At 74.5% G+C, this 23,103-nt stretch carries 18 protein-coding genes; 13 read left to right on the top strand and 5 right to left on the bottom strand.

From position 1 onward, the window contains the following. Positions 1 to 68: 68 nt before the first annotated feature. Together ABD350_RS04830 and ABD350_RS04825 are read right to left on the bottom strand one after the other, a co-directional pair. Positions 69 to 593, bottom strand: coding sequence for a ferritin-like domain-containing protein (locus ABD350_RS04830; protein ID WP_344346465.1), 525 nt, complete (start codon positions 591 to 593; stop codon positions 69 to 71). Further along, positions 590 to 1,099, bottom strand: a complete 510-nt coding sequence (locus tag ABD350_RS04825) for a hypothetical protein (protein WP_344346464.1) — start codon at positions 1,097 to 1,099, stop codon at positions 590 to 592. Before ABD350_RS04825 ends, ABD350_RS04830 begins: the two co-directional genes overlap by 4 nt. 262 nt (positions 1,100 to 1,361) lie before the next feature. Between ABD350_RS04825 and rimP the strand changes: the two genes are divergently transcribed. The 9 genes from rimP (at position 1,362) to ABD350_RS04780 (ending at position 13,459) form a co-directional block, all read left to right on the top strand. After that, entirely contained in the window at positions 1,362 to 1,874 is a 513-nt protein-coding gene (gene rimP / locus ABD350_RS04820; RefSeq protein ID WP_344346463.1) for a ribosome maturation factor RimP, read from the top strand. 2 nt (positions 1,875 to 1,876) lie between these two features. Next, positions 1,877 to 2,863, top strand: a complete 987-nt coding sequence (nusA, locus tag ABD350_RS04815; RefSeq protein ID WP_344346462.1) for a transcription termination factor NusA — start codon at positions 1,877 to 1,879, stop codon at positions 2,861 to 2,863. Between the two features lie 158 nt (positions 2,864 to 3,021). Next, positions 3,022 to 3,318 carry a YlxR family protein gene (locus tag ABD350_RS04810; protein ID WP_344346461.1) on the top strand — a complete coding sequence of 99 codons (297 nt, stop codon included), beginning with the start codon at positions 3,022 to 3,024 and terminating at the stop codon, positions 3,316 to 3,318. Positions 3,319 to 3,463: 145 nt separating this feature from the next. Continuing rightward, positions 3,464 to 6,544, top strand: coding sequence for a translation initiation factor IF-2 (gene infB / locus ABD350_RS04805; RefSeq protein WP_344346460.1), 3,081 nt, complete (start codon positions 3,464 to 3,466; stop codon positions 6,542 to 6,544). A gap of 168 nt (positions 6,545 to 6,712) precedes the next feature. Continuing rightward, complete coding sequence (locus tag ABD350_RS04800) at positions 6,713 to 7,006, top strand: DUF503 domain-containing protein (RefSeq protein ID WP_344346459.1); 294 nt, start codon at positions 6,713 to 6,715, stop codon at positions 7,004 to 7,006. A gap of 52 nt (positions 7,007 to 7,058) precedes the next feature. After that, positions 7,059 to 7,517 carry a 30S ribosome-binding factor RbfA gene (gene rbfA, locus ABD350_RS04795; protein WP_344346458.1) on the top strand — a complete coding sequence of 153 codons (459 nt, stop codon included), beginning with the start codon at positions 7,059 to 7,061 and terminating at the stop codon, positions 7,515 to 7,517. Next, on the top strand, positions 7,514 to 8,419 hold the full coding sequence (gene truB / locus ABD350_RS04790; RefSeq protein ID WP_344346457.1) for a tRNA pseudouridine(55) synthase TruB: 906 nt from the start codon (positions 7,514 to 7,516) through the stop codon (positions 8,417 to 8,419). Before rbfA ends, truB begins: the two co-directional genes overlap by 4 nt. A gap of 290 nt (positions 8,420 to 8,709) precedes the next feature. Continuing rightward, positions 8,710 to 12,261 (top strand): trypsin-like peptidase domain-containing protein, encoded by a 3,552-nt coding sequence (locus ABD350_RS04785; RefSeq protein WP_344346456.1) that lies wholly within the window; start codon positions 8,710 to 8,712, stop codon positions 12,259 to 12,261. A 250-nt stretch (positions 12,262 to 12,511) separates the two neighbouring features. Next, positions 12,512 to 13,459, top strand: a complete 948-nt coding sequence (locus ABD350_RS04780; RefSeq protein ID WP_344346455.1) for a bifunctional riboflavin kinase/FAD synthetase — start codon at positions 12,512 to 12,514, stop codon at positions 13,457 to 13,459. 91 nt (positions 13,460 to 13,550) lie between these two features. Here ABD350_RS04780 and ABD350_RS04775 read toward each other — a convergent pair whose 3' ends face one another. From ABD350_RS04775 to eccE, 3 genes are all read right to left on the bottom strand, one after another. Next, complete coding sequence (locus tag ABD350_RS04775) at positions 13,551 to 16,967, bottom strand: SCO5717 family growth-regulating ATPase (protein ID WP_344346454.1); 3,417 nt, start codon at positions 16,965 to 16,967, stop codon at positions 13,551 to 13,553. Positions 16,968 to 17,268: 301 nt separating this feature from the next. Beyond that, positions 17,269 to 18,057, bottom strand: a complete 789-nt coding sequence (locus ABD350_RS04770) for a hypothetical protein (protein WP_382466931.1) — start codon at positions 18,055 to 18,057, stop codon at positions 17,269 to 17,271. After that, positions 18,054 to 19,391 carry a type VII secretion protein EccE gene (gene eccE / locus ABD350_RS04765; protein WP_344346453.1) on the bottom strand — a complete coding sequence of 446 codons (1,338 nt, stop codon included), beginning with the start codon at positions 19,389 to 19,391 and terminating at the stop codon, positions 18,054 to 18,056. The genes ABD350_RS04770 and eccE overlap by 4 nt, the downstream gene beginning before the upstream one ends. Before the next feature lie 197 nt (positions 19,392 to 19,588). Here eccE and eccB point away from each other — a divergent pair, with 197 nt between their 5' ends. From eccB to ABD350_RS04745, 4 genes are all read left to right on the top strand, one after another. Beyond that, positions 19,589 to 21,118, top strand: a complete 1,530-nt coding sequence (gene eccB, locus ABD350_RS04760) for a type VII secretion protein EccB (RefSeq protein WP_344346452.1) — start codon at positions 19,589 to 19,591, stop codon at positions 21,116 to 21,118. Positions 21,119 to 21,129: 11 nt separating this feature from the next. After that, positions 21,130 to 22,416, top strand: a complete 1,287-nt coding sequence (mycP, locus tag ABD350_RS04755; RefSeq protein WP_344346451.1) for a type VII secretion-associated serine protease mycosin — start codon at positions 21,130 to 21,132, stop codon at positions 22,414 to 22,416. Then, a complete protein-coding gene (locus ABD350_RS04750; protein WP_344346450.1) occupies positions 22,404 to 22,637 on the top strand; it encodes a hypothetical protein in 234 nt (77 codons plus the stop codon). The genes mycP and ABD350_RS04750 overlap by 13 nt, the downstream gene beginning before the upstream one ends. 171 nt (positions 22,638 to 22,808) lie before the next feature. Continuing rightward, positions 22,809 to 23,018 carry a hypothetical protein gene (locus ABD350_RS04745; protein WP_344346449.1) on the top strand — a complete coding sequence of 70 codons (210 nt, stop codon included), beginning with the start codon at positions 22,809 to 22,811 and terminating at the stop codon, positions 23,016 to 23,018. The last annotated feature ends 85 nt before the right edge of the window (positions 23,019 to 23,103 follow it).

The raw sequence follows: 23,103 nt of genomic DNA, 5'->3' as shown, positions 1-23,103 counted from the left end.
CCTTCCTGTGGGTCCTTGTCGGCTCCCGGTCCGTCCTGCGATGGGCGTACGGGCCTCCTGCCGATGCCTCAGCGCCTCGCCGGAGCCGTGGCGGACGTGGCGGACGCGGAGCCCGACGGGGTCGTGCCGGCCGCGCCGCTCCGCTCGTCGGCCCGTTCACCGGACCGTTCGGCGAGCCCAGGGAAGGCTACGCTCTCCCCGCTCCAGCGCACCGCCCGCACCGCGGCCTCCCGCAGCGCCGCGGCCGCGTCGGCCCGCCGCGCGCCGGTCGCCGCGCGCACCACATCCGAGTAGACCCCGGCCAGCCGCTCCTCCAGCCGCGCGGCCAGCCGCAGCGCCGACGCCCCGTCCCCGACCGGGAACGGCAGCTCGTACGCGGCGCTCGCGGCGACCGGGGCGGCGCCCAGGTCCCGCACCGCGCGCACCAGCGCGTCCCGGCGCGCCCGGTGCGCGTCGTACGCCGTCCGCGCCTCGGCCCGGCGCCGCTCGCCGATCCGCCCGCCGACGACCCCGTAGCCGTACACCGCCGCGTGCTCCGCCGCCAGCGCCGCCTGGAGCGCGGTCACCTCGGCCTGCTGTGCCTCCTCGTTCACCGGGCTCCCTCCGTCAGCAGGTACGCGTGCGCCGCCCCGGCCGCCGCGACGGACGCCAGCAGCCGCGCCGGCTCGCCCGGCACCTCCAGCAGGTCCTTGGCCCGCCGGTCGGCCAGGGCGCGCTCGGCGGCGGCCAGCTGGGCCAGGGCGTCCTTCTCGGCGGCGGGCACGGGGGCGGGCGCGGCCGAGGACCGCGACGCCGCAGGCGTGGGCGTGGGCGTCGTACCGTCCTCGAACGCCGCCGCGTGCGCCGCGACCTGCGCCCGCAGCGGACGCAGCCGGTCCGCCAGGGCGGGATGCGCGGCGAGCACGGCGTCGTAGCGCGCCAGCAGCCCCCGGCTGTCCCGCGCCGCACGCGCGCGTGCCCGCGCGCCGGCCGACGGGCCGTCGTCGCCGGAGTCCGCACCGGCCGAACAGCCGGCCAGCAGGGTGGCGCCGGCGGCCGAGGCGAGCAGGGTTCTTCTGCGCGGCCCCGAGGGGATGCGCGACGGCGGGGGGTACGGCACGGCTGACGTCCTCGGGGGGCTCGTACGAACACACGGGCGGGAACGGCGCCCGCCGTTGATCACGGTACCCGCGCGAGCGCCCGCCGCATGTCACCGGCTCAGCGGACCCACCCGGACCCACCCGGACCCACCCGAGGGCACGCGGCCGTGTCGGCACGCGGCCCGGGGCTCCGCTGCGAAGCACCCCCCGCCGGAGGCAGTACCCTTTGACCAGACACGCGACCCATCCCACAACAGCACACGCGGCCGAGGAGTCACCCGGATGAGCACCACCCAGAGCGAGAGGCTGCGAGAGCTGCTGGAACCGCTCGTCACCTCCCATGGGCTGGATCTCGAAGAGATCGCCGTGGACTCCGTAGGACGCAAGCGGGTGCTGCGCGTCGTGGTCGACTCCGACACCGGAGCGGACCTGGACCGGATCGCCGATGTGAGCCGCGCGCTCTCGGCGAAGCTGGACGAGACGAACGCGATGGGCGAGGACGCGTACGACCTGGAGGTCGGCACCCCCGGCGCGGAGCGCCTCCTCACCGAGCACCGGCACTTCGTGCGCGCCACCGACCGGCTGGTGAAGTTCCAGCTCACGGAGGGCGGCGAGCTGGTCGCGCGGATCCTGGAGGTCGACGACGAGGGCATCGGCGTGGAGGTGCCCGGGGTGAAGGGCCGCAAGGCCACCACCCGCAGACTCGGCTTCCCGGAGATCGCCAAGGCGCGCGTGCAGGTCGAGTTCAACCGCAAGGACAGCAAGAAGGACATGAAGGAAGAGGAGGAGGCGTAGCCGTGGACATCGACATGAGCGCCCTGCGGGGTTTGGTCCGGGAGAAGGAGATCTCCTTCGACCTGCTGGTCGAGGCGATCGAGTCGGCCCTCCTCATCGCCTACCACCGCACCGAGGGAAGCCGCCGACACGCGCGCGTGGAGCTCAACCGGGAGACCGGGCATGTGACCGTGTGGGCGAAGGAGGACCCCGAGGACCTCGCCGAGGGCCAGGCGCCCCGCGAGTTCGACGACACCCCGTCCGGTTTCGGCCGTATCGCCGCCACCACCGCCAAGCAGGTGATCCTGCAGCGGCTGCGCGACGCCGAGGACGACGCGACGCTCGGCGAGTACGCCGGCCGCGAGGGCGACATCGTCACCGGCGTGGTCCAGCAGGGCCGCGACCCGAAGAACGTGCTCGTGGACATCGGCAAGCTGGAGGCCATCCTGCCGGTGCAGGAGCAGGTGCCCGGCGAGACCTACCCGCACGGCATGCGCCTGCGGTCGTACGTCGTCCGCGTGGCCAAGGGCGTGCGCGGCCCGTCGGTGACCCTCTCGCGCACCCACCCGAACCTGGTGAAGAAGCTCTTCGCCCTGGAGGTGCCGGAGATCGCCGACGGCTCGGTGGAGATCGCCGCGATCGCCCGTGAGGCCGGTCACCGCACCAAGATCGCCGTACGGTCCACCCGTTCGGGCCTGAACGCCAAGGGCGCCTGCATCGGTCCCATGGGCGGCCGGGTGCGCAACGTGATGGGCGAGCTGAACGGTGAGAAGATCGACATCGTCGACTGGTCGGACGATCCCGCGGAGATGGTCGCCAACGCCCTGTCACCCGCCCGGGTGAGCAAGGTGGAGGTCGTGGACCTGGCCGCCCGCTCCGCGCGGGTGACCGTGCCGGACTACCAGCTGTCGCTGGCGATCGGCAAGGAGGGCCAGAACGCCCGCCTCGCGGCCCGCCTCACCGGCTGGAGGATCGATATCCGGCCAGACACCGAGCAGGCCGAAGCGTAGCCACGCAGCCACCCGAGGGCGTCTGACCAGCCCCGGAGCCGCACGGCGGGCCCGGGGCCCGGGAATAGATCCCGGCCGCCCGACGCTGAGATCACGACAACAACCGTTCGATTCTTGCCCCAAAGGGGTGAGGTCGGTACGGGGAGGTAGACTTAACCGTGTCTGGCCGGACGCACACCCGAGCATGCCCTGAACGCACCTGTGTGGGGTGTCGGGAGCGGGCGGCCAAGAACGATCTCCTGCGGATCGTGAAGATGGAGGATGCATGCGTCCCCGATCCTCGCGGTACGCTGCCCGGCCGGGGTGCCTATGTACACCCCGCCCTGGTCTGTCTCGACCAGGCGGTACGCCGCCGGGCGTTCCCGCGGGCACTGCGCGTCCCGGGAGCGCTCGACACAAAGGCGTTGCGTCGATACGTCGAGCAGACAACAGTTGCCGAGCAGGCAACGCCGTAAGACGCGCCGTACGGAACCCCGTACGGCCTGGTACCTCGCGAGTCGAAAGCAGGTCGAGATTGCGATGAGCACTCGATGAGTACGCGATGAGTACGCCCATGAACTAGCGACGGTCCGGCTTCAACCCGGACCTCAAAGGAGCGAAGTGGCTAAGGTCCGGGTATACGAACTCGCCAAGGAGTTCGGTGTCGAGAGCAAGGTCGTCATGGCCAAGCTCCAGGAACTCGGTGAATTCGTCCGTTCGGCGTCTTCGACCATCGAAGCGCCGGTTGTACGTAAGCTGACCGACGCCTTCCAGGGCGGTGGCAGCGGCAAGTCCGCGAAGCCCGCCCCGCGCAAGGCCTCCCCCAAGCCCGCCGCGCCCTCCCCGGCGCAGGCGGCACGTCCCGCTGCCCCGGCACCGCGCCCGGCGGCGGCTCCCAAGCCCCCGACGGCGCCCGCTGCCCAGCAGCCCGCCGCACAGCAGCCGGCCGCCCCGTCGGGCCCCGCGGCGTCCGCGCCGGCCCCGGGTCCGCGCCCGGTGCCCGGCCCCAAGCCCGCGCCGCGCCCGGCCCCGGCCGCCCCGGAGTTCACCGCTCCGCCGGCCGCCCCGGCCGCGCAGACCCCGCAGGCTCCGGCCGCACAGGGTCCGCGTCCCGGCGGTGCCCGTCCCGGTGCCCCGAAGCCCGGCGGCTCCCGTCCGGCCTCGGGCCAGGGCCAGCAGTCCCGTCCGGGTCAGGGCGGTCAGCGTCCCGGCGGCCAGGCCCCGCGTCCGGGTGCCCGTCCGGCCGGTCCGCGTCCGGGCAACAACCCCTTCACGTCCGGCGGCAACGCCGGCATGGCCCGCCCGCAGGCCCCGCGCCCGCAGGGCGGCCCGCGTCCCGGCCCCGGCGGTCCCGGCGGCGCCCCGCGTCCGCAGGCGCCCGGCGCCCAGGGCGGCGGTCCCCGTCCGCAGGCTCCCGGCGGCCCCCGGCCGACCCCGGCCGGCATGCCCCGCCCGCAGGGCGGCCCGCGTCCCGGCCCGGCCGGTCCGCGTCCGAACCCCGGCATGATGCCGCAGCGTCCTGCCGCCGGTCCGCGTCCCGGCCCCGGTGGCGGCGGTCGCGGTCCCGGTGCCGGTGGTCGTCCCGGTGGCGGCGGCGGTCGTCCCGGCGGCGGTTTCGCCGGTCGTCCCGGTGGCGGTGGCGGTTTCGCCGGCCGTCCGGCCGGTCCCGGTGGCGGCGGCGGTGGCTTCGCCGGCCGTCCGGGTGGTCCCGGCGGTGGCGGCGGTGGCCGTCCCGGCTTCGGCGGCCGTCCCGGCGGTCCCGGTGGCCGCGGTGGCACGCAGGGCGCCTTCGGCCGTCCCGGCGGTCCGGCCCGTCGTGGCCGCAAGTCGAAGCGGCAGCGGCGCCAGGAGTACGAGGCCATGCAGGCCCCGAGCGTCGGCGGCGTGATGCTGCCGCGCGGCAACGGCGAGACCATCCGTCTCTCCCGCGGCGCGTCGCTCACCGACTTCGCGGAGAAGATCAACGCCAACCCGGCGTCCCTCGTCGCGGTCATGATGAACCTCGGCGAGATGGTCACCGCGACCCAGTCCGTCTCCGACGAGACCCTCCAGCTCCTCGCCGACGAGATGAACTACTCGGTTCAGATCGTCAGCCCGGAGGAGGAGGACCGCGAGCTGCTGGAGTCCTTCGACATCGAGTTCGGTGAGGACGAGGGCTCCGACGAGGACCTGGTCGTGCGTCCGCCGGTGGTGACCGTCATGGGTCACGTCGACCACGGTAAGACCCGACTGCTCGACGCGATCCGCAAGACGAACGTCATCGCGGGCGAGGCTGGCGGCATCACCCAGCACATCGGTGCCTACCAGGTCGCGACCGAGGTCAACGGCGAAGAGCGCAAGATCACCTTCATCGACACCCCGGGTCACGAGGCGTTCACCGCCATGCGTGCCCGCGGTGCGAAGTCGACCGACATCGCGATCCTGGTCGTCGCGGCCAACGACGGCGTCATGCCGCAGACGGTCGAGGCGCTCAACCACGCCAAGGCGGCCGACGTGCCGATCGTGGTCGCGGTCAACAAGATCGACGTCGAGGGTGCCGACCCGACCAAGGTGCGCGGTCAGCTGACCGAGTACGGCCTCGTGGCCGAGGAGTACGGCGGCGACACCATGTTCGTCGACATCTCCGCCAAGCAGGGTCTGCACATCGACTCGCTGCTGGAGGCCGTGGTCCTCACGGCCGACGCCTCGCTCGACCTGCGGGCCAACCCGAACCAGGACGCGCAGGGCATCTCGATCGAGTCCCGCCTCGACCGCGGCCGCGGTGCCGTGGCGACGGTCCTCGTCCAGCGAGGCACGCTGCGGGTCGGCGACACGATGGTGGTCGGCGACGCCTACGGCCGAGTCCGCGCCATGCTCGACGACAACGGCAACAACGTCGCCGAGGCCGGTCCGTCGACGCCGGTCCAGGTCCTGGGCCTGACCAACGTCCCGGGTGCGGGCGACAACTTCCTGGTGGTCGACGAGGACCGTACGGCCCGTCAGATCGCCGAGAAGCGCGCCGCCCGCGAGCGCAACGCGGCGTTCGCCAAGCGCACGCGCCGTGTGTCGCTGGAGGACCTGGACAAGGTGCTCAAGGCCGGCGAGGTCCAGCAGCTGAACCTGATCATCAAGGGTGACGCCTCTGGTTCCGTCGAGGCCCTGGAGTCCTCCCTGCTCCAGCTGGACGTCGGCGAAGAGGTCGACATCCGCGTGCTGCACCGCGGCGTCGGTGCGGTCACGGAGTCCGACATCGACCTGGCGATGGGCTCGGACGCCATCGTCATCGGCTTCAACGTCCGTGCGGCCGGCCGTGCCGCGCAGATGGCGGAGCGCGAGGGCGTGGACGTCCGGTACTACTCGGTCATCTACCAGGCGATCGAGGAGATCGAGGCGGCCCTCAAGGGCATGCTCAAGCCGGAGTACGAAGAGGTCGAGCTGGGCACGGCGGAGATCCGCGAGGTCTTCAAGTCGTCCAAGCTGGGCAACATCGCCGGTGTCCTCATCCGGTCCGGCGAGGTGCGCCGCAACACCAAGGCCCGCCTCATCCGCGACGGCAAGGTGGTCGCGGAGAACCTCACCATCGAGGGCCTGCGTCGCTTCAAGGACGACGTCACCGAGATCCGCGAAGGCTACGAGGGTGGTATCAACCTCGGAAACTTCAACGACATCAAGGTGGACGACGTCATCGCGACGTACGAGATGCGCGAGAAGCCGCGGGCGTAACGGCCGACGGCATCCGAAGCTGGCCGGCGGGATCTCGGTCCCGCCGGCCAGCGCGCCGTTTTCCGGGCGGCACGGCAGCACCGGAAAACCCGGTCGAGCCGCCGGCAGGCACGGGGTACCGTGGCTGCAGGCCATCGATCCCGTACCGGCGGGTAACCCGGCACGAACATGTACGTGGGGACCCTGTCCTTCGACCTCCTCCTCGGCGACGTCCACTCGCTGAAGGAGAAGCGCTCCGTCGTCCGCCCGATCGTCGCCGAGCTCCAGCGGAAGTACGCGGTGAGCGCGGCCGAGGTGGACCACATGAACCTCCATCGGCGGGCGATCATCGGCCTCGCCGTGGTCTCCGGCGACGCGGCGCACCTCACCGACGTACTGGACCGGTGCGAACGGCTGGTCGCCGCGCGCCCCGAGGTGGAGCTGCTGTCGGTCCGACGCCGCTTCCACGGCGAAGAAGACTGACGACGACCAGACCACAGAACGCAAGCAAGAAGAAAGAACGGGAGACGGACCAGTGGCCGACAACGCGCGGGCGAAAAGGCTGGCGGACCTCATCCGGGAGGTGGTGGCCCAGAAGCTGCAGCGCGGGATCAAGGACCCGCGGCTCGGCTCGCACGTCACCATCACGGACACCCGGGTCACGGGTGACCTGCGGGAGGCGACCGTCTTCTACACGGTCTACGGCGACGACGAGGAGCGGCAGGCCGCCGCGGCGGGCCTGGAGAGCGCCAAGGGCATCCTGCGCTCCGAGGTCGGCCGTGCGGCCGGGGTGAAGTTCACCCCCACCCTGACCTTCGTCGCGGACGCCCTGCCGGACACCGCCCGGACCATCGAGGACCTCCTCGACAAGGCCCGGCAGTCCGACCAGAAGGTGCGCGAGGCGGCCACCGGCGCGACGTACGCCGCCGGTGCCGACCCCTACCGCAAGCCGGCGGACGACGAGACCGACACGGACGGCGACGCCACCGAATGACCCAGAAGCACACCACGCCCGACGGCCTCGTCATCGTCGACAAGCCGTCGGGCTTCACTTCGCACGACGTGGTCGCCAAGATGCGCGGGATCGCCAGGACCCGCCGCGTCGGCCACGCCGGCACCCTCGACCCCATGGCGACCGGCGTCCTGGTCCTCGGGGTCGAGCGCGCCACCAAGCTCCTCGGGCACCTGGCGCTCACCGAGAAGGAGTACCTGGGCACCATCCGCCTGGGCCAGACCACCGTCACCGACGACGCCGAGGGCGAGATCACCTCGTCCACCGACGCCTCCAAGGTGACCAGGGACGCCATCGACGCCGGCATCGCGGGGCTCACCGGCGACATCATGCAGGTGCCGTCCAAGGTCAGCGCCATCAAGATCGACGGCGTACGGTCGTACAAGCGGGCCCGCGAGGGCGAGGAGTTCGAGATCCCCGCCCGGCCGGTGACCGTCTCCTCCTTCGCGGTCTACGACGTGCGGGACGCGGTCGCCGAGGACGGCACGCCGGTGCTCGACCTGGTGGTGTCGGTGGTCTGCTCCTCCGGCACCTACATCCGTGCCCTCGCCCGCGACCTGGGCGCCGGTCTCGGCGTCGGCGGCCATCTCACCGCGCTGCGCCGCACCCGGGTCGGCCCCTACAAGCTGGACGCGGCCAAGACGCTGGACCAGCTCCAGCAGGACCTGTCCGTGATGCCGATCGCCGAGGCGGCCGGCGCCGCGTTCCGGCGCTGGCAGGTCGACGCCAAGCGGGCCCGGCTGCTGCTGAACGGCGTCCGGCTGGAGATCCCCGAGGAGTACGCGGGCGCCGGTCCGGTGGCCGTGTTCGACCCCGAGGGCCGTTTCCTCGCGCTCGTCGAAGAGCACCGGGGCAAGGCCAAGAGCCTGGCCGTCTTCGGCTGACCCGGGCCGGGACGCCGTAGCGGCCGTGCCGATCGTCCCGTGGCGGCCGTAGGGCTTCTGCCGTGGAGCGGCGGCCGGTCGTGTGCCGGGCCCTGCCGCCGCTCCACGGTCCCCCCTCTTCCCCCTCCCCGGGGGTTCTCCGGCAACCCCCGCCTATTCACCCGACCGGCCGGGCGCTCGGAGCGAACCGGGGGAGCGGAAGGGGGCGCGTTCACCGCGAGAACTGTCCCGCCGTTCCCCGCGTGCCTACCGTCGGGTCAGGGCACGGGGACGGGCGGGGAGGTACGGCCATGGCGGAACGGGGCCCGCGCACCGAAGGCGGGCGCCGGGAGGGACACGGGTACGGGGAGGCCGTATCCGCGGTACCGGCCGTGCACGGCGGCTTCCCCGACGCCGCCCGGTCCACCGGCACCGTCCCCGCCCTCGTGCACATCCGGGACCTGGCCGGCCGCCCGCTGGGCCTCGGCTTCCTCGCCGACCACGAGGGCACCCTCCTCACCGGCCACGAGACCGTAGACGGCCGCTCCCGGCTGACGCTGCACGCCCCCGGGGAGCGCACCCGCACGGTCACCGCCGACGCGGTCACCCCGCTGCCCCGCCTGGGCCTCGCCCTGATCCGCACCGAGGGCCTCGGCATGGATCCGCTGCCGCTGACCGTACGGGACCGGATCGACGCGGGCAGCTATGTACGGGTCGCCGCCGGCTGCTGGCGGGAGGCACGGGTACTGGCCGCCACCCGGGCCACGTACACCGCCGCGGACGGCCCTCGTCTCCTTCACGAGGTGCTGGAGCTTGCCATCGGCACGGCCGGCCGGGACGCGCTCAGGCCCGGCGGCGGCGCGGCCGGGGGACCGGTGTGCGACGCCCGCACCGGCGCGGTCGTCGGCGTCCTCGGCACCGCCCTGCGCACCGCCGGGCGCGACGCGGGTTTCGCCGTCCCGCTGCGTCCCGCCGACGGCGCCCTCGCCGGACTCCTCGCCCGCAACGCGGCCACCGTGCCCGCCTACGGCGCCGACCTCAACCTCGCCGGCATCCTCCAGCTGACCACGACCTCGGTGGGCCAGGACGGCCCCCCGGGCGCCGCCGACCCGATCGAGCGCCCCGGCATCGCGCGGGAGCTGGCCGCCTTCACCGACGGCGACCGGCCCGTGCTCGGCCTGGTCGGCGCCCCGGGCAGCGGCCGTACGACACAACTCGCGGCCCTCGCCGCCCGCCGCGCCCGGGGCGAGCGGCCCGCGCCCACACTGTGGCTGCGCGGCGCCGACCTGGCGGCCGCCGACGGCTCGCTGGCCGACGCCGCGCGCCGCGCCCTGGCCCGCGCCGCCCGGATCATCGCCGCGTCCCGCGCCGTCCGCCCCGAGGACCTGGGCGACGTCACCCCGGAGCACCTGGCGCGCCTCGCCGCACGGGCCGGACGCCCGCTGCTGCTCCTCCTCGACGGCCCCGAGGAGATGCCCCCGGCCCTCGCCCACCGCCTGCCCGAGTGGATCCGTGGCACGACCGCCTGGCTCCACGAGACCGGGGCCCGCCTGGTGGTCGCCTGCCGGGAGGAACACTGGGAACGCGCCGGGCGGGCGTTTCCCGCGGAACCACGCCACGCCCCGGCGGGCGGGGGAGGCCCCGCGTCCGGCGGTGGTCCAGCGTTCGGGGGCGGTCCCGCGTCCGGAAACGCGGCTCCCTTGCCTCCCTGCCTCCCCATCGGCGACTTCACCGCCGGCGAAGCGCGCCGGGCCCGCGCCCGGTACGGCATTCCGGACGGTGTCCTCGCCGAGCGGGACGCCCGGCATCCGCTCACGCTCCGGCTGCTGTCCGAGGTCCGGGCCGCCGCCCCGGGCGCCCCGCTCGCCGGCCCCCTGGACCGGTACGACGTCTTCGGCGCCTACCTCGACCTGGTGTGCCTGCGCGTCGCGGACCGGCTCGCCGCCGGCGGGGCGCGCGGTGCGGCCGTACGGCGGCTCGCCGCACGGGTGGCCGGGCAGGTGCACGAGGCGGCCCGGCGCAGCCTCGGTCCGGGACAGGGCGAACTGGACCGGGAGTCGTTCGAGGCCGTGTTCCCGTGGGGGCCCGCCCCGGCCCGCCTCGGCGGGGGCACCGGCTGGGCCTCCGCCGTCCTCGCCGAGGGCCTCCTGGTGCCGGCCGGCGGCGGCTACCGCTTCGCCCACGAGGACCTGGCCGACTGGCTGCACGGCATGCACCTGGACCTCGACGAGGCCCTGCGCGCCCTGGTGCACCCGCGCGGCGAGCGGCCCGAGGCGGCCCGCCCGGCCCCGCTGCCGCACCACCGCATCGGACCCGTCGTCCAGGCCCTGCTGTTCCTCGCCCGCCAGCATAGTGCCGAGCAACTAGCCGTGCGTTTAAGGGAGTTGACCGAGGCCCTGGACCGCGACACCGGCTCCTGGTGGGCCGCCCGGCTGCTCGCCCGGACCCTGCTCCAGGTCCCGGACGCGACGCCGTACACCGAGGTGCTGCGGCTGCTCGCCGACCGGATCGCCGCCTGGCGCCACGACCGGCGGCCGGTACCGGCCGAGTTCGGCCCCGCCTTCTGGACCGCGCTGCCCGTCACCGGCGCCGAGCGCCTGGACCTGCTGCGCCGTCTCCTGCCGGCCGACCCGGCACCGTCCGCGTCGGCCGCCCGCTATCTGGACGCCGTCGCCGGACTGCTCGCCGCCGCACCGGAGGCCGTACAGCCCCTGCTGACCCACTGGTTCACCGACGAGCGTCCGCTGCCCGCGACCCCGCACGCCACCGTGGCCACGGCCGCGCAGGCGCTGCTGCACACCCACCGGCACCGCGCCCCCGACGACCTCACCGAGGTGCTGGTCGCCTGCCCCCACCCACGCGCGGAGGAACTGCTCGGCGATCTCGCCGAGGACGAGCCGTCCGCCGTCTGCCGGGCGGCCGACCGCTGGGCGCACGACGAGCGCCCCGCCCGCCGGGCCGCCGCGGTCGCGTCCGCGCTGCGCGCCGCCCCCCACGTCCGTACGGCGGCGGACCGCGCGCTGCTCCGCCGCGCCGCCCTCACCCTGCTCGCCCGCCCCGCCGACCGCACCCTGCACGGCGGCGCCCTCGCCGTCCTGGTCCACGACCCGCACACCCGCGACCGTCATCTGCCCGCGGCCCTGCGCCACTTCGCCGCCGGCGACCCGGGCATCCCGCCGGGCTCCCTCGTCCCCGCCCTGGCCACCCACCCCGAACCGGTCCTGGATGCCTTCCGCGCCCGGCTCCGCGCCCCCGAGGGCGCCGATCTGCGCACCCTCACCGAGATCACCACCCCGGCCCTCGCCCGGCCGGTCGCCGCGCTGCTCCAGGAGTCGGTGCGGCTGCGCCCGGAGACCGCCGGGCCCCTCGCCCGCCGCGTCGGCCGCCGGCTCGGCCCGGGCCCCGCCGCGCGCCCCGTCCTGCTCCCGCTGGTCACCGCCCTGCTCGACGGCGGCCCGGAACCCCTCCGGGCCTCCCTCGCCACCGTCCTGGCCGGCGCCGGCACGCCCGCCTCCCGTCCGCTCCGGCGCGAGCTGCTGGAGTTCCTGCTCGACCGGGAGCGGGACCCGGCCGTCCTGGACGCCGTCCTGCACGCGGCGGTGGCCCGGGACGACACCGGGGCGGGTCCCGGGGAGGAGGAAACCCGGGACCTGGTCCACCGCACCGGCCTGCTCCTCGTCCGCACGCCCGAGGGCGCCGCCCGCTGCGACCGGGGCCTGGCCGACCTCGTCCGGTACGTGCCCGGCTTCGCGGCCCGCCTGGCCCGCTGGCTGACCGACGCCCCGGACGACTGGGCCGCCCTGGTGGGCCCCGGCACCCGCCGCATGATCGAGAACCTGGCGGGCGTCCGCGTACCGGCCTGACCGGTACCGGAGCGCGCCCGCGTACGGGAGATACGGGGGCACGGGGGGTGGTACGCGCACCGGCGTGCCCGGGTACGCGGACCGGCCTGGGCGGATACGGGGCATACGCGCACCGGCCGGACGCCGCCTTGGACGTGCGCCCCGTCACAGCCCCCATGCCGATGCTGGCGCGGAGCACCCGGCATGGCACCCTTAGACCTGCACAACGAGGTCAAGACAGACACGGACAAGGGTTCGAGGAGCGGTCACAGTGCAGCGCTGGCGTGGCTTGGAGGACATCCCCGAGGACTGGGGGCGCAGCGTCGTCACCATCGGTTCCTACGACGGCGTCCACCGCGGCCACCAGCTGATCATCCAGCACGCCGTCGACCGCGCCCGCGAACTGGGCGTGCCGGCCGTCGTCGTCACCTTCGACCCGCACCCCAGCGAGGTGGTCCGCCCCGGCAGCCACCCCCCGCTGCTCGCCCCGCACCACCGCCGCGCCGAGCTGATGGCCGAGCTGGGCGTCGACGCGGTCCTCGTCCTGCCGTTCACCACCGAGTTCTCCAAGCTGTCGCCCGCCGACTTCGTGGTGAAGGTGCTGGTGGACAAGTTGCACGCCAAGGCGGTCGTGGAGGGCCCCAACTTCCGTTTCGGCCACAAGGCCGCCGGCAACGTCGAGTTCCTCACCGAGCAGGGCAAGACGTACGACTTCGAGGTGGACGTCGTCGACCTGTACGTCACCGGCGAGGCGGGCGGCGGCGAGCCGTTCTCCTCCACGCTGACCCGCCGCCTGGTCGCCGAGGGCGATGTCGCGGGCGCCCGCGAGATCCTGGGCCGCCCGCACCGGGTGGAGGGCGTCGTCGTCCGCGGCGCCCAGCGCGGCCGGGAACTGGGCTTCCCGACGGCCAACGTCGAGACGCTCCCGCACACCGCCATCCCCGCCGACGGCGTGTACGCGGGCTTCCTGCACGCCCAGGGCGAGGCCATGCCGGCCGCCGTCTCCGTCGGCACCAATCCGCAGTTCGACGGCACCGAGCGCACGGTGGAGGCGTACGCCATCGACCGCGTCGGCCTCGACCTGTACGGGCTGCACGTCGCCGTCGACTTCCTCGCCTATGTGCGCGGCCAGGCGAAGTTCGAGACGCTGGAGGCCCTGCTGGAGCAGATGGCCGAGGACGTGCAGCGCTGCCGGGAGATCGTGGCGGCGGAGCAGTAGCCCGACGGTTCCCGCGAGGGCCGTACAACGGCTCTACGATGCGAAAGGGCGGCCGGTGCGCATCGCACCGGCCGCCCTTTTCCCATGCCCGCTACTGCTGGGGCGGAGCCTGCGGCGGCTGCTGGCCCTGGCTCTGGTCCTGGCCCGGGTACGGCTGGGGGTGGGCATGCGGCTGTCCGGGCTGCGGGTATCCGGGCTGCGGGTATCCGCCCGGCTGGGGCTGGGCCGGGTACGGCTGCGGCTGGCCCTGCTGCGGCGGGTACGGCTGCTGCGCCGGTGCGTACGGCTGGCCGGGGGCCTGCGGGTACGGCTGCCCCGGCGCCTGGGGATACGGCTGCCCCGGTGCCTGGGGCGGCTGGCCGGCGCCGTACACCTGCTGCCCGGGCATGGCCTGGCCCGGCATCGGCGGCGCGGCCACCGGCGGCGGGTTGCCGTCGCTCGTCCACAGCCCCTGCGCCTGCTGGTGCCGGGTGAAGTCCTCGGCGACCAGCGCGGCCAGGTTGAAGTACGCCTCGCGGGTCTTCGGCCGCATCATGTCCAGGTCGACCTCGGCACCGGCGGCCAGGTGCTCGTCGAAGGGCACGACGACGACCCCGCGGGTGCGGGTCTCGAAGTGCGCCACGATGTCCTCGACCTTGATCATCTTGCCGGTCTCGCGGACCCCGGAGATCACGGTGAGGGACCGGGAGACCAGGCCGGAGTACCCGTGCGCGGACAGCCAGTCCAGTGTCGTACTGGCACTGCTCGCACCGTCCACCGACGGCGTGGAGATGATGATCAGCTGGTCGGCGAGGTCCAGCACCCCGCGCATGGCGCTGTACAGCAGACCGGTGCCCGAGTCGGTCAGGATGACCGGGTACTGCCGGCCGAGGACGTCGATCGCCCGCCGGTAGTCCTCGTCGTTGAACGTGGTCGAGACGGCCGGGTCCACGTCGTTGGCGATGATCTCCAGACCCGAGGGCGCCTGGGAGGTGAAGCGCCGGATGTCCATGTACGAGTTCAGATACGGGATGGCCTGGACGAGGTCACGGATGGTGGCCCCGGTCTCCCGGCGCACCCGGCGCCCGAGCGTGCCCGCGTCCGGGTTGGCGTCGATGGCCAGGATCTTGTCCTGCCGCTCGGTGGCGAGGGTGGAGCCGAGCGCGGTCGTCGTGGTCGTCTTGCCCACGCCGCCCTTGAGGCTGATGACCGCGATCCGGTAGCAGGACAGCACCGGCGTACGGATCAGCTCCAGCTTCCGCTGCCGCTCGGCCTCCTCCTTCTTCCCGCCCAGCTTGAACCGGCCGCCGGCCGCGGCGGGCCGGCCGCTCTTCGCCTTCTGCTTCTTGTTGTTGAGCAGGCGGTCCGAGGACAGCTCCACGGCGGCGGTGTAACCGAGCGGCGCGGCACCGGGGTTGGTCGGCTGCCGCTGGTCGTGCTGCACGGGCTGCGGCCAGGCCGCACCGGAACGCGGATCGAGCGGAGCCTGCGGCGCGCCGGGCTCCGGGCTGTGCGGAGCCTGGGGCGCCTGGGGTGCTTGGGGGAAGCCGTAACCGCCGGGCTGCGCCGGTGCATTGGGCGTGCCGGGCTGCGGGAAGCCGTACCCGCTCGGCGGGGTGGGGGCCTGGGGGTTCGGCTGGGGTGCCGGCGCCTGGGGGAAGCCGTAACCGCCGGGCTGGGCCGGGGGGGTGGGCATGCCCGGCTGCGGGAAGCCGTAGCCGCTCGGCGGAGTGGGGCCGCCTGGCACCGGCTGCGGACCGGCCGCGGGCGCGGTGGGCGGGCCCGGCTGGTCGGGCTGGCCGGGGTTGCCGGGCTGAACAGGGTTGTTCGGCTGCTGCCACGCGGCGGGCGCGGGCTGCGGGGCCTGCGGCTGGAACGGCGGCTGCGGACCGGGCGCGCCGGCCGGGCCCTGGCCGTCCACCGGCTGCGGCTGCTGACCCGGCATCGGCCCGGGCTGCTGCGGCCACTGGGCGGCGGGCGCGGGAGCGGCGGGCTGGTACGCGGGCGGCAGCGGAGGCATCCCGTTCTGCGGCGCGGGCGGCGTCCAGCCGGGCTGGGCCCCCTGCGGAGCCGGGGGAGCGGGCGGCGCGGCGGCGTACGGGGCACCGGAGGCGGGCTGGGCGCCGCCGGGCTGCGGGGCCGCCGGGGGCGGCGGGAAGCCGTAGCCGCCGGGCTGGGGCATGCCGGGCTGCGGCATACCGGGCTGCTGGGCGGTGGGCTGCTGGGCGTCCGTGGGGGGCGTGGTGGCCTGCTGGGCGTCGGTGGGCTGCCGAGCGGAGTCGTCCGGGGCGTTGTCGCCCGAGGCAGCGTCACTCGCGGTGCCAACGTGCGCGGCACCGTCACCCGGGGTGCTGCCGCCCGGGGCGCTGTCCTCCGGAGTGTCGTCCTCCGGCGCGCTCTGCTGTGCGGTGGTGTCCTGGACGGTGGTGTCCTGGGCCGTGCCGACCGCCGGTACGGCGTCCGAGGGTTCGGAGGCGTCGGTCCGCGCGGAGTCGGCGGCACCCTCTGCGGCGCCCCCCTCCTCGGCGGTCTCCTCGGCAGGCTTCTCGCCCGTGCCCTCCGCCGCCACGGAACCGTCAGCCGCGGCGGTCTCCGCGCCCCCCTGAGCGGCTTCGCCTTCCTCGGCCGGGGAGTCACCCGAGGCAACGGCGTCCGGGGCAACAGCGTCCGCCGCAACGGCGTCCGAGGCAACGGTCTCCGAGCCGGTGGCCTCGGCCACCGCGCCCTCGCCGTCCTTGTCACCCTCGGAACCCTCGGAACCCTCGGAACCCCCGGAACCCCCGGAACCCCCCGAATCCCCGGCACCGGCCTTCTCCGCCGAACCGTCCGCCCCCTCGGCCGGCTTGGTCTCGGCCGCCACGCGCTCGGCGAACTCGGCCATCTCGCGCTTCAGGGCGACGGCGGAGAACCGCATGGTCGCCCCGCTCTCCAGGTCCCCGTTGTCCGTCTCCGGCCCGACCGCGGCGGAGGCGGCCGGCGCCTCCTGCCCGGCCGCCGACTGCTGCGTCTGCTGAGTCTGCTGCGGCTCGAAGCCCTCGGGCAGCCGCGGCATCGGAACAGGACCGCCGACCGGCGGCGCGGGCTGCGCGGCAGGGGCGTACGGCGCGCCCTCCGAGGCGTACGGCACCCCCTGCGGAGGCGTGCCCGAAGGCTGCACGGGAACGTGCGGCGGATACGCGGCCCCCTGCGGCGGGGTGAACGGAGCCCCCGGCGGCGGTGCGAACGGAGTGCCCTGCGCGGGGGTGCCCGTCGGCGGGGCGGCGGCCGGCGGAGTGGGAGCCGGGGCCGGGGCCGGAGTCGGCGGGCTCGCCGGGAACGACGGCACCGCGGAGCCGGCCGGAGCACCAGGCTCTGCGGAACCGGTGAAACCGCTCGCACCTCCCGACGTACCGGAGGCGTTCTGCGTGTACCAGGCGGGGGGAGCGTAGTCGATGGTGAACTCGCCGGTGGTCTCGACGGCCTCCGCGTCGGGCTGGTCATCGCCGGGTGTGTCCCAGCCCCCGCGCATCCCGTCCCGATCGCTGCTCACAATTCCTCCTGGTGTGGTCGAGCACCCTCATGCCGTGCGGGGGCGACCATGTCGTGTCGTACCGAGTCGTCCGTAGTCGTTCGGGGCGGTCCGACGCGCCGAACCTCCCCCGGGGACACCGACGCCCGGCCCACGGGTCCTGCCATCGCGCCCGCTCCCAGCCTAATCACCGGAAGCCACACCTCGGCAGGCCCGCCCGCCTCTCCGCGCCCGCCAGGCGGGCCGGCGCCCGCCCGGAGACGCCTCATCCGTCCCACCGGACCACCAGGACACCCGAACAAAAGGGACGGGCAAGGGCAGTTCAGTCCATCCGGCGCGGTGTGCCCAACAATCCGGTCTCGGCGTCCGTGGGTTGCGTCAGCACGTACTGCCGGTCACGGTCGGTGCACCACAGGGTGACGCCGTCGGGCAGCGCGGGCAGCGACTCCACCTCGGTCCGCGACAGCCCCATGGTGCGCCCGAGTTCGGCCGCCTCGTCCGGCGAGACCCGCTGGATGCCGGCGAGCCGCGCCTGCCGCAGCAGCCGGGGCGCGACCGGGCTGAGATACGGCAGCAGCGTCAGCACCGACTGCCAGGGACCGGAGACCACCCGACCGCGCGGAGGCCGCATACCGCAGTCCCGCACCACCAGCACCGGCGTACCGGCGGAGGCGCCCTGCGGCGGGACCCGCCCGACGTCGTACACGGACAGGCCGTTCTGCCCGCCGCCCATCGCGTGCACCATCTGCATCCAGGCCTGCGGCCGGCCGGTCTCCACGGCGACCCGGGCGCCGGTGGCGGCCGAGCGCAGCGCAAGTACCTGCGCGGTCCACAGGCCGCCGATCAGGACGACGTCGTAGGGCGTGGGCCGGTTGATGCCCAGCACGGCCGGCTGCCCCTCGGCGTCGACACCGGCCACCACCCCGTCGTCCCCGATGGGCAGGGCGAGCGCGTCCAGGTGCCGCGCGGGCAGCCCGTGCCGGCCGTGCCGGGGCCCGATCAGGCCCAGCCCGTGCCGCAGCCGGTCCACCGTCCGCCGCGGCCCGGACGGCTCGCGCGTGCCGGGCGCCGCCTGACCCGCCGCCGGGGAAGTCGTCGGAATCGTCGTCACCGCGCACCTCCGAGGGGCAGAGTGGCCAGCATGCCGGGCAGCTGCTCGCGGTCCAGCCGGGTCAGGCCCGCCCCGGACTGCCGGGCCGCGTCCTCCAGCGCGCGCCGCGCCGCCACGAGTTCGTCGTCACTGCGCCCGGTCACCCGCAGGTGCCCGCACAGCGACACTTCCTGCCGCTCCCCGGGCGCGAGCGTCAGACTGAAGGTGGTGGCCAGGGCCGGTATCGCCGTGACCCGGGCGACGAACTGGGGCAGGGACTCGGCCCGGCCGCCGCCCAGCGGGGGCCAGCGCCGCACCCAGTACGTGGTGTGCCGCCGGTTGTCACAGCGCCAGCTGCGCCCCGACTCCTCCGTGCGCCGCTCCCGGCTCTCGCTGCGCCCCGCCTCCGCGGTGACCAGCGGGTTGGCGCAGGCCGAGGTGGCGAGGGCAGCGACCAGCTCCTCCTCGTCCAGCGCCCGGGCGCGGAACCCGGCACCGGTGAGCCGGCTCGCCAGATGGTCCGCGGCCCGTACGAGACACTTCTGCGCGCCCTCCAGCCCGCCACCGCGCGCGGCCACGGCCTCCGCACAGAGCTCGGGATCCAGCTTCAGCGCGATCCAGGTGATGCGCACGGCCGGGGCGCCGGTCTGCTCCTGCAACGGGATGTAGTTGGCGACGGCCACCGACTGCTGGGGCAGGTGCAGCGCGGGCGCCGGCTGCGTGTGCAGCACGATCTGCGCGGACTCCAGGCGGATGCCGTCCACCTCCAGCGCGTCCCGCACCAGGCCCAGCGGCAGCGGCTGGCGGCTCCGCTCGGCGCGCAGCGCGGTCGCGTCGGCCTCCACCTGGAGTACGGCCGTGACGAACGTGCCGTCCCCGACCATGCCGACCGGCCGCCGGTCACGCGCGCCGCAGGAGTACGTGCGCAGCGCCGGCTCGCACTCCACCGCCGGGACCAGTCCGGGTTCCGTCCCCGGCGGTATCGGGGTGTTCGCGGCCCGCTTCTGCCGCGCCCGCAGCTCCCGCGCGGTGGCGAGCCACTCCGGCAGGGACCGGCCCCGCCGCCGTACGAAGGCGAGCAGGACCAGCACCAGCGCGACCACCGCCGCCGGCACCAGGGCCGCCATGCCGACGACCCAGCCGACGAGCAGCACGGCCGCCGCCAGCTCCACCAGCACGAGCCGTTGCAAACGGAACGACCCGGCCTGGCCCGGGCGTTGCCGGAGTCCGGGCGTGACCTGCTGGCGGTCCGTGCCGCGCCGGGCGGACGCGGCGCGCGGCGCGGACCCGGACCCGGCCGCACGGCCTCGTGCCGCCGACCGGCCGCGCGCTCGCGTCCGCGTTCCGGAAGCCATCACTGCATCCCCCCGATTTGCTCACAACTCGCTGGAACCAGGCCACTGAACAAGGCCCTTGAGGGCCCAGGTACCCTACCCGCTCCATGAGACCCGCTCCGTACCAGGCATAGTAGGGGCCGGGTCCGACAACGGAGGGCGGGGGAGCGTGGTCCCCGGGCGCGCTCCGCGTGAGTGACGGGGAGAAACAGGCACAGATGGCATCTCGGCGGGACCAACTCAACGCCTACACCTTCGCGAAGCGCCGCATGCTCGCGTCGTTCGTGCAGTCGTCACCGGATGCCTCCGACGAGGGAGCGCCCCGGCCGCTGCGCGCGATCCTGCCCGGCGCGATCGTCGGCGTGGTCGTGCTCGCGGCCTTCGGTGCCTGGGGAATGTTCAAGCCGACGGCCCCGCAGGGCTGGGACGATCCCGGGCAGAAGGTGATTATCGCCAGCAAGTCCACCACCCGGTACGTCGTCCTGAAGACCAAGGACAAGGTCCAGCTCCACCCGGTCCTCAACATGGCCTCGGCCAAGCTCGTCCTCGACACCCAGAGCAACGTCGACGTGGTCACCGTCGACGAGTCGGTCCTCGACAACGGCAAGATCCCGCACGGCGTCACCATCGGCATCCCCTACGCCCCCGACCGGCTGCCCTCCGGCAAGGAGGCCGGCGCGGCCAAGGAGTGGGCCGTGTGCGAGCGCCCCAGCGGCAGCGGCGGCTCCGTCCAGAAGGCCGCGTTCGTCCTCGCCGAACGGGACCGGGACAAGCTCCGGGACGGCCGGCGGAAGCTGCGCGGCGGCGAACTCCTCTACGTCGCCACCCCGGACAAGAAGCGGTACGTGGTCGACGCGCACGGCCGGGCCTACCCCGTGGACGCCGGCGACAGCCTGCTGCTCCAGACCATCGTGGGCGCCGACCGCACTCCGCAGCGGGTGACCAAGGAGTGGATCGATACCCTGCACCCGGGCGACCCGATCAGCTTCCCGTCGGTCACCGGGGTGCCCGGCGCCGCCGCGAACGCCCCCGGCCAGCTGGACGCCCAGGCCAACCGGGTCGGCATGGTGCTGCGGGCGCCCGTCAACGGCCAGGAGCAGTACTTCGTCGTCCTGCCCGGCCGGGTCGCGCCCGTCTCCGACTTCGTCGCCCAGCTCCTGCTGGCCAGCACCGACCTGGTGAAGCTCGGCCAGGCCGGGCACGCCCAGGAGGTCAGCGCGGGCGCCATCACCCGGGGCGAGCCGTTCGCCGCCGAGCACACCTGGCCCACCGACAAGCCCAGCGCCGTCAACAACCCGGCCACGGCCGACGGCAGCCGCAACACCGTCTGCACCATCCTCAACCACGTCGACCCCGAGACCGGCGCCACCACCCTGAGCACCTGGGCCGGCACCGACTTCCCCGCGGTGCTGCCCACCGGCTCCTCCAGCGCCTACGTCACCGCCGGCTCCGGCCAGCTCTACCGCCAGTTCCAGGGCCGGGAGACCAAGGCCGGTCCGGTCTTCCTGGTCACCGACACCGGCCTGCGCTACGCGCTCCAGTCCAACGACGACAGCGCCGGCGAGGACAAGGGCATCGGCGTCTCCGCCAAGCAGCGCAAGCAGCTCCAGCAGGAGGCCAAACTCGCCCAGACCCGCCTCGGCTACGCCGACGTGAGCCCCGCCCCCATCCCAGCGCCCTGGTCGAAGTTCCTGCCGACCGGCCCCCGCCTGTCCACCGCGGCGGCCCGCCAGCCGCAGGGCTCCTGAGGGGTACGCCGATGACGTCCACGTCCCACACCCGTACGACCCCGACCCGTACGACCCTGAGACGTACGACTCTCGTGGTGGCGACCGCGGCCGTGGCCGCCACCCTCCTGACGGCACCCGCGGCCACGGCGGACTCCGCCTCCGACCAGTGCACGTTCGACAAGACCAACCACAAGTACGCCGGCACGCCGTGGTCCCTGCAGCGTGTCAACCTGGACGCGCTGTGGGCCCAGTCCAAGGGCGAGAACGTCAGGGTCGCCGTCATCGACACCGGCGTGGACACGGCCAACCCCCAGCTCACGCACGCCGTCGACGCGTCCCGGGGCGCCAACTTCCTTCCCCCCAAGGACAAGGAGGGCCGGCCCCTCGACCGCGGCAACAGCAAGGGCACGACCGACACCGTCGGGCACGGCACGCGGGTGGCGGGCATCATCGCGGCCCGCCCCATGAAGGGCACGGGTTTCGTCGGCCTCGCCCCGGAGGCCACCATCATCCCGATCAAGCAGAACGACGCGGACGGGAACGGTACGGCCGCCACTCTGGCCCGGGCGATCCGGCACGCGATCCAGGCCAAGGCCGACGTCATCAACATCTCCCAGGACACGGCCAACGCCGCCGCCCCGGACCCCGACCTCCGGCGCTCGGTGAACGAGGCCCTGGCGGCCGGCATCGTCGTGGTCGCCTCGGCCGGCAACGACGGGCTGGGCGGCAACCGGAAGAAGACGTACCCGGCGTCGTACGACGGGGTCCTCGCGGTGGCGGCGTCGGACCGCAACAACGAACGCGCGGCGTTCTCCCAGTCCGGCGACTTCGTCGGCGTCGCGGCCCCGGGCGTCGACATGATCTCCACCGTCCCTAAGGGCGGCCACTGCCCGGACAACGGTACGAGTTTCTCCGCGCCCTATGTGGCCGGGGTGGCCGCGCTGATCAAGGCCAAGCACCAGGACTGGACGCCCCGGCAGATCGTGGCCCAGATCGAGCAGACCGCCGAACGCTCCATCGCCGGCCACGACCCGCTGGTCGGCTGGGGCGTGGTGGACCCCGTCCGCGCCCTCACCGAGGACGACCACCCCATAGAGTCCCCGCACCCCGACGCGGGCCTCACCCACGCGGAGGCACCCACCCCCGCCAAGCTGACCCTCGGCGAGACCCCACGCGAACGCACGGCCCGCATCGCGACCTACGTGGCCGTGGCCGTGGCGGTCCTGGTGGCGGGCCTGAGCGGCGGAGCGGTGGCGGTGCGCGACGCCCGCCGCAGGCGCCGCGGCCTCCGGCAAGGCAGCGCATGGACGCGCTGAACGAACTGAACGTGCTGGGCCTCGCCCTGTCCGCGGTGCTGGTGGCCATGGCCTGCGTCAAGGCGGACCGGGTCCGCTCCTGGCGCGCGAGCATCAACCCGTCGGCGCCAAACCTGCCCGGCTCCGCCTTCGTCGCGGCCCGGACCCTCTTCCTGGGCCTCGCGGCCGTCGGCGTCTACACGGCCGTCCAGGGCTTCGGCGTCTTTGACGACAGCTCCTGAAGCGACGGCGAGCTGACCAGCGCGGTCCGGCAGGCCACCGACGACCTCGACGGTTACACCTTCCAGGCCGACGACGAGGGCACCCCGCTCGCCTTCACCGACTACGCGTCGCTGATCGAGGACCGGGTCCTCCAGTACGGCGGCGGAGACGCACCCGGGTACGGGGTGTCGGTGGACCCGGCCGAGACCAACACGAAGTCGAAGGCATCCTTCACCATCACCATCACCGCCGACGGCGCGGACAGCGCCTACTGCACCCACGTCACCCGCACCCGCTCCCCGCAGGACGACTACACCCCACCGGGCATCGCGGGCGGCGAGGGAACCTTGACGTACCAGGGCTACCGACTCACCACGTCCCTGAAAAAGGGCGAGTGCTGACGGCACTCTCCCCGCCCCGCTGCCACGTTCCACCCGAAAGAGTGATGGCACGGACGGGAGCCGCGTGCGAGGGCACCGGCGGGAA

This window comes from Streptomyces nogalater (assembly GCF_039532885.1).
In the GTDB taxonomy this organism is placed as follows: Bacteria; Actinomycetota; Actinomycetes; order Streptomycetales; family Streptomycetaceae; genus Streptomyces; species Streptomyces nogalater.
Note: the sequence above shows the minus strand (reverse complement) of the source record. Positions and strands in the feature narration are given on the sequence as shown.

Coding starts and splice junctions, on each gene's coding strand:
- eccE (WP_344346453.1), bottom strand. CDS start 19,391: ATGGCTTCCGGAACGCGGACGCGAGCGCGCGGCCGGTCGGCGGCACGA.
- rimP (WP_344346463.1), top strand. CDS start 1,362: ATGAGCACCACCCAGAGCGAGAGGCTGCGAGAGCTGCTGGAACCGCTC.
- mycP (WP_344346451.1), top strand. CDS start 21,130: ATGACGTCCACGTCCCACACCCGTACGACCCCGACCCGTACGACCCTG.
- ABD350_RS04785 (WP_344346456.1), top strand. CDS start 8,710: ATGGCGGAACGGGGCCCGCGCACCGAAGGCGGGCGCCGGGAGGGACAC.
- ABD350_RS04800 (WP_344346459.1), top strand. CDS start 6,713: ATGTACGTGGGGACCCTGTCCTTCGACCTCCTCCTCGGCGACGTCCAC.
- eccB (WP_344346452.1), top strand. CDS start 19,589: ATGGCATCTCGGCGGGACCAACTCAACGCCTACACCTTCGCGAAGCGC.
- ABD350_RS04750 (WP_344346450.1), top strand. CDS start 22,404: ATGGACGCGCTGAACGAACTGAACGTGCTGGGCCTCGCCCTGTCCGCG.
- truB (WP_344346457.1), top strand. CDS start 7,514: ATGACCCAGAAGCACACCACGCCCGACGGCCTCGTCATCGTCGACAAG.